Source organism: Arthrobacter sp. (genome assembly GCF_030540645.1).
Classification (GTDB): Bacteria; Actinomycetota; Actinomycetes; order Actinomycetales; family Micrococcaceae; genus Specibacter.
This window is the reverse complement of the sequence record NZ_JAUNVV010000066.1, coordinates 3,249-11,576: the sequence shown is the minus strand read 5'-3', so window position 1 is coordinate 11,576 and position 8,328 is coordinate 3,249. Positions and strand designations below refer to the sequence as shown.

Annotated in this window: 9 protein-coding genes; 6 read left to right on the top strand and 3 right to left on the bottom strand. The window is 63.6% G+C overall.

Going from position 1 to position 8,328, the window contains the following annotated elements; all coding sequences use genetic code 11:
* The coding region (locus Q4P21_RS12050) for a DUF1648 domain-containing protein (protein WP_303389010.1) at positions 1–224 on the bottom strand (224 nt) is incomplete at its 3' end.
* A 273-nt stretch (positions 225–497) separates the two neighbouring features.
* On the opposite strand from Q4P21_RS12050, the gene pepN reads away from it, so the two are divergent.
* From pepN to Q4P21_RS12025, 5 genes are all read left to right on the top strand, one after another.
* Complete coding sequence (gene pepN / locus Q4P21_RS12045) at positions 498–3,059, top strand: aminopeptidase N (protein WP_303389009.1); 2,562 nt, start codon at positions 498–500, stop codon at positions 3,057–3,059.
* Between the two features lie 167 nt (positions 3,060–3,226).
* Positions 3,227–4,093 (top strand): SGNH/GDSL hydrolase family protein, encoded by an 867-nt coding sequence (locus Q4P21_RS12040; RefSeq protein ID WP_303389008.1) that lies wholly within the window; start codon positions 3,227–3,229, stop codon positions 4,091–4,093.
* 50 nt (positions 4,094–4,143) lie between these two features.
* Positions 4,144–4,626 carry an OsmC family protein gene (locus Q4P21_RS12035; protein WP_207344784.1) on the top strand — a complete coding sequence of 161 codons (483 nt, stop codon included), beginning with the start codon at positions 4,144–4,146 and terminating at the stop codon, positions 4,624–4,626.
* Between the two features lie 76 nt (positions 4,627–4,702).
* Complete coding sequence (locus tag Q4P21_RS12030; RefSeq protein ID WP_303389007.1) at positions 4,703–5,422, top strand: mechanosensitive ion channel family protein; 720 nt, start codon at positions 4,703–4,705, stop codon at positions 5,420–5,422.
* A 155-nt stretch (positions 5,423–5,577) separates the two neighbouring features.
* Positions 5,578–6,045: a globin gene (locus Q4P21_RS12025; protein ID WP_303389019.1), complete on the top strand. Its 468-nt coding sequence runs from the start codon at positions 5,578–5,580 to the stop codon at positions 6,043–6,045.
* A gap of 45 nt (positions 6,046–6,090) precedes the next feature.
* On the opposite strand, the gene Q4P21_RS12020 is transcribed toward Q4P21_RS12025, so the two are convergent.
* Together Q4P21_RS12020 and Q4P21_RS12015 are read right to left on the bottom strand one after the other, a co-directional pair.
* Entirely contained in the window at positions 6,091–6,759 is a 669-nt protein-coding gene (locus Q4P21_RS12020) for a hypothetical protein (RefSeq protein ID WP_303389006.1), read from the bottom strand.
* Positions 6,759–7,259 carry a thioesterase family protein gene (locus tag Q4P21_RS12015; protein ID WP_303389005.1) on the bottom strand — a complete coding sequence of 167 codons (501 nt, stop codon included), beginning with the start codon at positions 7,257–7,259 and terminating at the stop codon, positions 6,759–6,761. Before Q4P21_RS12015 ends, Q4P21_RS12020 begins: the two co-directional genes overlap by 1 nt.
* A 137-nt stretch (positions 7,260–7,396) precedes the next feature.
* Between Q4P21_RS12015 and Q4P21_RS12010 the strand changes: the two genes are divergently transcribed.
* Positions 7,397–8,302 carry an acyl-CoA thioesterase II gene (locus Q4P21_RS12010; protein WP_303389004.1) on the top strand — a complete coding sequence of 302 codons (906 nt, stop codon included), beginning with the start codon at positions 7,397–7,399 and terminating at the stop codon, positions 8,300–8,302.
* Positions 8,303–8,328: the final 26 nt, after the last annotated feature.

Below are 8,328 nucleotides of genomic sequence, written 5' to 3'. Positions count from 1 at the left end.
CCCATGGCGAACGCCATCAGCGCCGTCCCCGTGAGTGACATGTAACCGTCGACCTCGTTTTTGCTGTTCCAGTGCGAGGCCAGCTCGGCCGGCAACCTGCCTGCGACGCTGAACATCCAGGCCGCGGCCAGGGCACCCAGCAGCAGCGGTCCCACAACGAGCCCGATCAGCCACCGCCGGTTGTACCGCGCTTCTTCCTCGGCACTGCGCATCTGCTCCCCCATGAACTCCCACTTCCCACATCGCCCGCACGTGCACGAACGCAAATCCACGCCGCTTTCCTCCAACCCTGCCCCAGCAACTTGCGGGGCACAACCTTCCCGTGTTCCGGCTCCGGAAAAGCCCAGCTTTGGCCCGCAGAGAACACTGCCACTTACAGCCCGGGCGGGCGGGAGGTAACGTGGAAGAATCGTTTCACCGCCGCGCAACAGCCACAAGCATCGTCCGCGGCCCTGTTCCACTCAACCCCGAACGGAAGGCAGCACACCTTGCCTGGTATGAATTTGACCCGCGCCGAAGCCATTGAGCGTTCGGCCACACTGACTGTTTCCAGCTATGACGTGGCCCTGGACCTGACCACCTCGGAGGCCACGTTCGCCACCACCACCACGGTGCGGTTCAGCGCGAAGGAGGGGTCGTCGTCGTTCATTGATGCCGTGACGGCCGACGTCCACCAAGTCACCCTCAACGGTGAGGAACTTGACCCCAAGGAAGTGTCCGACGGCGTCCGCATCTCCCTGCCCCGCCTCGCCAAAGAGAACGTGCTCACCATCAAGGCCGACGCGGTCTTCATGAACACCGGCGAGGGCCTGCACCGCTTTGTGGATCCCGTGGACGGTGAGGCGTACCTGTACAGCCAGTTCGAGGTGCCGGATTCCCGCCGCATGTTCCCGGTCTTTGAGCAGCCGGACCAGAAGGCAACGTTCGCCTTCCACGTGACGGCGCCGGATTATTGGGAGGTCATTTCCAACTCCCCCACGCCGGAGCCGGTTGCCGCCGGTGCAGGCAAGTCGACGTGGCACTTTGAGCCGACGCTGAAGATCTCCAGCTACATCACCGCGCTGATCGCCGGCCCGTACGGCTGTGTGCGCAGCGAACTGACGAGTTCAGACGGCCGCACGGTGCCGCTGGCAGTGTTCGCACGGAAATCGCTTATGGAATACCTTGATGCGGAGAACGTGTTTGAGCTGACCCGGCAGGGCTTCGAGTTCTTTGAGAAGCAGTTCGGCACCCCGTACCCGTTCCCGAAGTACGACCAGCTCTTTGTGCCCGAGTTCAACGCCGGGGCCATGGAAAACGCCGGCGCGGTCACGTTCCTGGAGAGCTACGTGTTCCGCTCCAAGGTCACCGACGCCATGGTGGAACGCCGCGCCATCACCATCATGCACGAGCTCGCCCACATGTGGTTCGGCGATCTGGTGACCATGCGCTGGTGGAATGACCTGTGGCTCAATGAGTCGTTCGCCGAGTTCATGTCCACCCTGGCCGCCGCCGAGAACACGAAGTATGTGGACTCCTGGACCACGTTCTCCTCGCTGGAGAAGAGCTGGGCCTACCGCCAGGACCAGCTGCCCTCCACCCACCCGATCAAGGCCGAGATCAACGATTTGGAGGACGTGCTCGTCAACTTTGACGGCATCACGTACGCCAAGGGTGCCTCCGTGCTGCGCCAGCTCGTGGCCTGGGTGGGCCAGGAGGAGTTCATGGCCGGCGTGCGCGCCTACTTCGCCAAGCACGCCTGGTCCAACACGGAGCTGCCGGACCTCATGGTGGAGCTTGAGGCTGCCAGCGGCCGCGACCTGTCCGCCTGGACGGAGAAGTGGCTGGAGACGGCCGGCGTGAACACGCTCAAGCCCTCCATTGAAGTGGCGGACGACGGCGCCATCACCTCATTCTCGATCGTCCAGTCGGCCGTGGCCGAGCACCCGGTACTGCGCCCGCACCGGATGGCGGTGGGCTTCTACAACCTGGCCACCGACGGCGACGATGCGGGCAAGCTGGTCCGCACACACCGGGTGGAGCTTGACGTCCACGGCGCCGTGACCGAAGTTCCGGAGCTGGTGGGCCTCACCCGTCCGGCCCTGGTACTGCTTAACGACGACGACCTCGCCTACGCCAAGATCCGCCTCGACGAGGTCTCGCTGGCCACGGCCAAGGCACATGTACAGGACTTCAAGGAATTGCTGCCGCGCACCATTGCTGCGGCCTCGATCTGGGATGCCATGCGCGACGGCGAAACCCCGGCCCGCGAGTACGTGGACTTTGTGCTGGGCATCATTGGGCACGAAACGGACTCCACCGTGATCATGGTGCTGCTGCGCCAGCTCACCACGGCACTGCGTTTCTACGTGGCCGCGGAACACGAAAAGGCCACGTCCGTTGCCGCCGCAGATTCACTGTGGGAACTGGCACAGGCTGCTGCCCCCGGATCCGATGCACAGCTGCAGTTCACGAAGGCCTTTGCCTCCCACGCCCAAAGCCCCTCCCAGCTTGACGCTGTGCAGGCCCTGCTGGACGGCACGGTGGTTCTTGATTCGCTGGCTGTGGACACGGACATGCGCTGGGAACTGCTGACGTCCCTGGTTGCTGGCGGCCGGGCCGACGGCGCCGCCATTGACGCGGCACTGGCTTTGGACAACACCCAGACCGGACAGCTCGCTGCTGCCACGGCGCATGCTGCCGTTCCGACTGCTGACGCCAAGGCTGGAACGTGGCAGTCCGTCGTCGTGCGTGGGGATGGTGCCAATGCGGTGCAGCGTGCGGCGATCGACGGTTTCGGCAGGGTCTGGGACACCTCGCTGCTGGAGCCGTACGTGGAGAAGTACTTTGCCGCGATTCTGGGGGTGTGGGAGGAGAAGTCGTACGAGACGAGCTCCACCATTATCACCGGGCTCTACCCCTCGCAGCTTGTCTCTACGGCAACGGTGGAGGCGACCGACAAGTTCCTGGCAACGCTTGGGGCGGAGTTCCCCGCACTGCGCCGCCTACTCGTGGAATCCCGCGACGGCGTGGTGCGTGCCTTGGCCGCACAGGCAGCCGACCGGCAGTCCGCCAACTAAGCCCTGTAGTCTGCAACGGGCGTTTCCCTGCCACTCGGTGGCCGGGAAACGCCCGTTTTTTGCTGATTTTTGCCCGACCGAACGCGGCTCGCAACGCGGCAGGCGCCCGGGAGAATTGACTACATTTTACGCTAGTAAGGCCCCGGCGTCAGGGGTATCTTGAGGTCATGTTTACTCATCACTTTAAGGGGATTGCTGCCCGTGCAGGCGCCGTGACACTTTTGTCACTGGGCCTCGTTGCAGGCATGGCCGGAGCCCCGGCCATCGCCCAAACTCAGACTTCCTGGGGACACTCCGGCCCGTCGTATCCAGATCAGAGCACACTGAACTACACCGTCATGGGAGACTCCTACTCGGCCGGTTCGGGTGCTGGCGGCGAGGGAGATTGCGGGCGGAGCGTTGGCGGCTACGCCAATGACATCGCCACTCAACTTGGTGCCAACTTGACGAACATTGCTTGCGCCGGTTTCACCACCACTCAGGTCACCGAGTTTGAGGTGCCACAACTTTCGCCCGACACGAAGCTGATCACCATCACGGCCGGCGGCAACGACGTCGCCTGGACCACGGCCGTGGGAACGTGCTTGGCTGCTCCCTTGGACGCGTGCAAGTCAGCTGTGGCCGACTCCATCAAACTCATGAAGCAGGTGCCCAGGAACGCGACCACGATGCTCAAGGCCATCAAGGCCAAGGCCCCGCACGCAAAGATCCTCTACCTCGGCTACCCGCGCCTCTTTGAGCCGCAAAACATGCTGGTACCCCCCTTCACACCTACCCAGGTCGAAGGCGCCAAGGTCCTCAACGGAGCCGCGGACCTGCTCAATGGCATCCTGGCTGTGACTGCCCTGTCCAACCGCGTGGCGTTCGTACCGGTGGCCTACCGCTTCTCCGGCCATGCGGTGCCATCAGAGGGATCCTGGATAAACTACCCAACAGCTTTAGGAGGACAGAGCCCATTCGCGTTCCACCCCACCGCCACGGGTTACGAACTCGGCTATGCAGCATCCCTGCAGCCGTTCCTCCGCTGGCTGTAGGTAATACCTGATCCTGCAAGTGAGTCCCCGCGCCCCTTATCATTAGCCTCATGGGACGCAATGAGCACCACTACGAAGTCAACATATTTTGGACCGGCAACCGGGGAACCGGAACGTCCGGGTACAAGGCCTACGGCCGTGACCACAGCGTCACGGCCGTAGGTCTGCCCATGCTGCTGGGTTCAGCCGACAAAACGTTTCACGGCGACTGGGACCGGTGGAACCCGGAACAGCTGCTCGTTACGGCTTTGTCCCAATGCCATATGCTCTCCTACCTGCACGTGGCCGTGAATCACGGTGTGGTCGTGACCAAATATGAGGACACGGCCACCGGGACACTGCTCCTCAATACCGATGGGAGCGGTCAATTCGAATCCGTCACCCTGCATCCCAAAATCTATGTCTCAGACCCGACAATGCAGGCTCTGGCACTGACGCTGCATGCAGAAGCAGCCAGCAAATGCTTCATTGCCAGAAGCGTAAACTTCCCCGTTCACCACGAGCCTGGAGTGTTGGAGCCCACGCAGGACTGATCTGCTGCGCTGACCGCGCTAGGGTTGAGATGAAGTTCCCAGTTCCCTTCCCCGAGCGATGCAAGGTAAGCCACGCGTGCAAGCACTATTGATCTTTGACGGCTTTGACGAAGGATTTTGGCGCAGTGTGACCCAAGCTGGCGTGGCTCTGGCCATTGGCTTGGTGATGTGGCTGGTGTGCCACTACGGCATCCGCCTGTTCGTCAAGCGCGCCAGCATCCAACGCACACCGCTGAACCATGCCTCACTACGTTGGGCCGCACCCATGCTGCGCAACATGGACCCCATGATGCGTGCTTTGGACAACGAACGCCGCGTCCTGCGCGCCCGCACCATCGGCTCACTGCTGAACTCGGCACTGACCGGCACAGTGGCACTAGTGACGGGTTTTTACATCCTGCTCGCCTTCAATATCAACATCGCCCCTCTGCTGGCCAGCGTGGGCGTGGTGGGCATTGCCATCGGTTTCGGCTGCCAACAGCTCATTCGGGATTTCCTTGCGGGCATCTTCATCACCTTCGAGGACCAGTACGGGATCGGCGACGTGATCGTGACCAGTGAGGTGGTGGGCACGGTGGAATACCTTGGCCTGCGCATCACCCGGGTGCTGGCCGAAGACGGCACCGTGTGGTACCTGCGCAACGGTGAAATACTGCGCTTGGGAAACCGGTCCAAAGGCAACTATGTGCCACCGCAGCCAGATGCGCCAGAGCCCCAGGCGCCTCAGGCACCCGCCGCAAGCACACCGGCGTCGAACGTTTCAACCAGCAACGAACCCGCCGAGACGGCAGAGTAGAAAGCGTAGAAAGCACAGCCATGAACCACGAGCACAACCCCTCCTCCCCCTTCGCCAACGGTCCGGCCCAAAATGACGCAGCCGAGAATAATGCTGGCGAGAATGCGGTGAAAGGGACCCCGATCCCGTCACGCTTTGGCGAGCCGTTGGCGACAATGCTGCCGATTCCCACGAAGGTGGGACGGCCGCTGCCTTCGACCTCCAGCCCGGCTGCTGGCGATGAACCCGTTGATTACTCCGACACGTTCTACAGTCAGATTGGCGGGCACGAGACGTTCAAGAAGCTCATCCACGTGTTCTATCAGGGCATCGCCGCCGATCCGCTGCTGCGCGCCATGTACGTGGAAGAGGATTTGGGGCCGGCCGAGCACCGCATGCTGATGTTCATGGAGCAGTATTGGGGCGGGCCGCGAACCTACCTTGAGGAGCGCGGCCACCCGCGCCTGCGCATGCGCCACGTGCCGTTCCCCATCACCCCCGAGGCGCGCGACCGCTGGCTGGCCGCCATGCGCAAGGGCGTGGACGCCGTGGAGCTCTCGCCCATGCACGAGGCCACGCTGTGGGATTATCTAGAGCGGGCCGCGCATTCACTGGTGAACGCGGCCTCCGAACCCCGGGGCTGAGCTGTCGCCCGCTCCCCCATGGGAGACGGTGAATCACACGGGAGCTTAGAGCACCGCCTTGGGCCGGACCAGGATATGTCCGCGCCCCGTGGTGATACGCAACCATTTGTGCGAGCGGAAAATCGTTCCGGTCTCCCCCGGTGCCACAAAGCCGAGGGCGTAGGCGGCGAAGGCTGCCCCGCCGGGAATCGAGCCGGGAACGCCGTCCATTTCCCGTCCCCACACGGCGGCGCGGGCGTTGTTGACGATCAAGGCGCCGGGATTGACGGGGATGATCTGGCCAATCTCCTGCACCCCGGTCTTGGCGGCATCGATGAGCGTCTCGGCGGAAACGGAACCCAGCTCCTCCCACGCACCGCGCGGGGCCGTGACGGCCGCCCAGGATTCATTGACGGTCATGGGCGGGATGGGCAGCCTGGTGTCGTCGGCATCCATGTGGGCCAGGCGGTCGGCCACCGAGGCCAGGGACACCGTCACGTCAATGTCCGACGGCGTCCCGAGCGCCATGGTGCGCAGCCCAAGGATCGTGGGGGTTCCCTCCCCCAAAAGCTTGGCGCGCATGACGCACACGTAGGCGGCGAGGACGTGCCCGGCCCCCTGAAGGCGGATGGCGCCGTCGTCCGCGGCACGGGCCCGGGTCACAAAGGTGCGCAGGTCGGCGACGGTTCCGGCGTCTTCCAGGAGCAGTTCTTCGGTATGCGTGGCGGTGGACATCAGTGGCTTCCTTCTGCGGTGGCGGGTGTGGTTTTGGTGGCTGGGCGGTTGGCGCCGCGTTTGAACGGCACGGGGTCCCCGCGCCACGCGTTCAGGGCGGCCCGCTGCGCTTCGGTGAGTCGGACGGGGCGGCCGGTGGTGCGTGAGACCAGCACCATGGAGGTTTCTGCCTGCGCGAACGTGATGGAGTCGTCGGATTCGGTGACGGTGTAGCCGAAGTCGAAGCTGGATCCGCCAATGTGGGTGACCCAGATGTTCACGGCAATAGGTGTCGGCCGGAAGCTGATCGGGGCCAAATACTCAATTTCGTTGCGACCCACCAGGGTGAACAAGTCCTCGCCAACCAGGTCCTGGAACGTGCCGCCACCGGGCAGTTCGGCGTACGTCAGCTGAACACGGGCATCCTCAAGGTATTGCAGATAGACAACATTGTTGACGTGGTTGTAGGAGTCAATGTCGCCAAAGCGGATTTGTTGGGTGATGCGGATGCCAGGAGCCATGCTTTCATCATGCCAAAGCCGCAGGTGGTGCCACCAATCAACGTCGGCAACGTCACAGGACGGCGCAGCGCAGTTGCCGGATTCATGTCGTGTGGTCCATTTGTCGCCGGGGCGTTGCGACACATAGAGTCACGTTTATGAATGCGACGCGTCCTAAAGCTGACCCGATGGAATCCCTGCTGCGAATCTTGGAGCTGTCCGACGCGGGCGGCGCCCAGACGGACGAGGACGTTTTTGTGGGGCTAGGCGACCCTGCCGCGCCCCAGCCCCGACTTTTTGGCGGCCAGGTGCTTGCGCAGTCGCTGGTGGCAGCCACCCGCACGGTGGAAGAGGACCATTTGGTCCACTCCATGCACGGCTATTTTCTGCGCCCGGGGGATGCTGCTGCCCCGCTGACGTTCGGGGTGCAGCGGCTACGCGACGGACGGTCGTTCTCGGCCCGCCGCACCCACGCCTACCAGGGCGGCGTGCCGATCCTGTCCATGATCGCATCCTTCCAGCGGCCGGACAGCGGCATTGAACATCAGGACACGATGCCCGCAGGCATTCCGGATCCGGAGACGCTGCCCACCTCGGCGCAACTGCTGGGAGGCATCGACCACCCGGTGGCGCAGGCCTGGGCGTACGAGCGTCCGTTCGACATCCGCCACGTTGGCCCCAACATCTACTTTGACGTCAAGGGTGAGCATGTTGCGCACCAGGCTGTGTGGCTGAAGACGCTGGGTCCCATGCCGACCGACCAGAATTTGCACCGTGCGGCGCTGGCCTATGCCAGTGACTACACGCTGCTGGAACCGTCGCTACGCCGTCACGGGGTTGCCTGGGCGACACGCGGAATCAGTGTGGCCAGCTTGGACCACGCCATGTGGTGGCACCGGCCGCTGCAGGTGGACGACTGGCTGCTCTACGTCGCCGAATCCCCCAGCGCCTCGGAAGCACGCGGGCTGAACATGGGCCGCTTCTTCAACCGCGACGGCGTGCTGGTGGCCTCCGTTGCCCAGGAAGGTATGATCCGAGTGCCGGAAGGAACCCCCACGGACTAACGTGCTGCAGGTACAAGAATGGCCGG

Coding starts and splice junctions, on each gene's coding strand:
- pepN (WP_303389009.1), top strand. CDS start 498: ATGAATTTGACCCGCGCCGAAGCCATTGAGCGTTCGGCCACACTGACT.
- Q4P21_RS12010 (WP_303389004.1), top strand. CDS start 7,397: ATGAATGCGACGCGTCCTAAAGCTGACCCGATGGAATCCCTGCTGCGA.
- Q4P21_RS12040 (WP_303389008.1), top strand. CDS start 3,227: ATGTTTACTCATCACTTTAAGGGGATTGCTGCCCGTGCAGGCGCCGTG.
- Q4P21_RS12015 (WP_303389005.1), bottom strand. CDS start 7,259: ATGGCTCCTGGCATCCGCATCACCCAACAAATCCGCTTTGGCGACATT.
- Q4P21_RS12035 (WP_207344784.1), top strand. CDS start 4,144: ATGGGACGCAATGAGCACCACTACGAAGTCAACATATTTTGGACCGGC.
- Q4P21_RS12025 (WP_303389019.1), top strand. CDS start 5,578: ATGCTGCCGATTCCCACGAAGGTGGGACGGCCGCTGCCTTCGACCTCC.
- Q4P21_RS12020 (WP_303389006.1), bottom strand. CDS start 6,759: ATGTCCACCGCCACGCATACCGAAGAACTGCTCCTGGAAGACGCCGGA.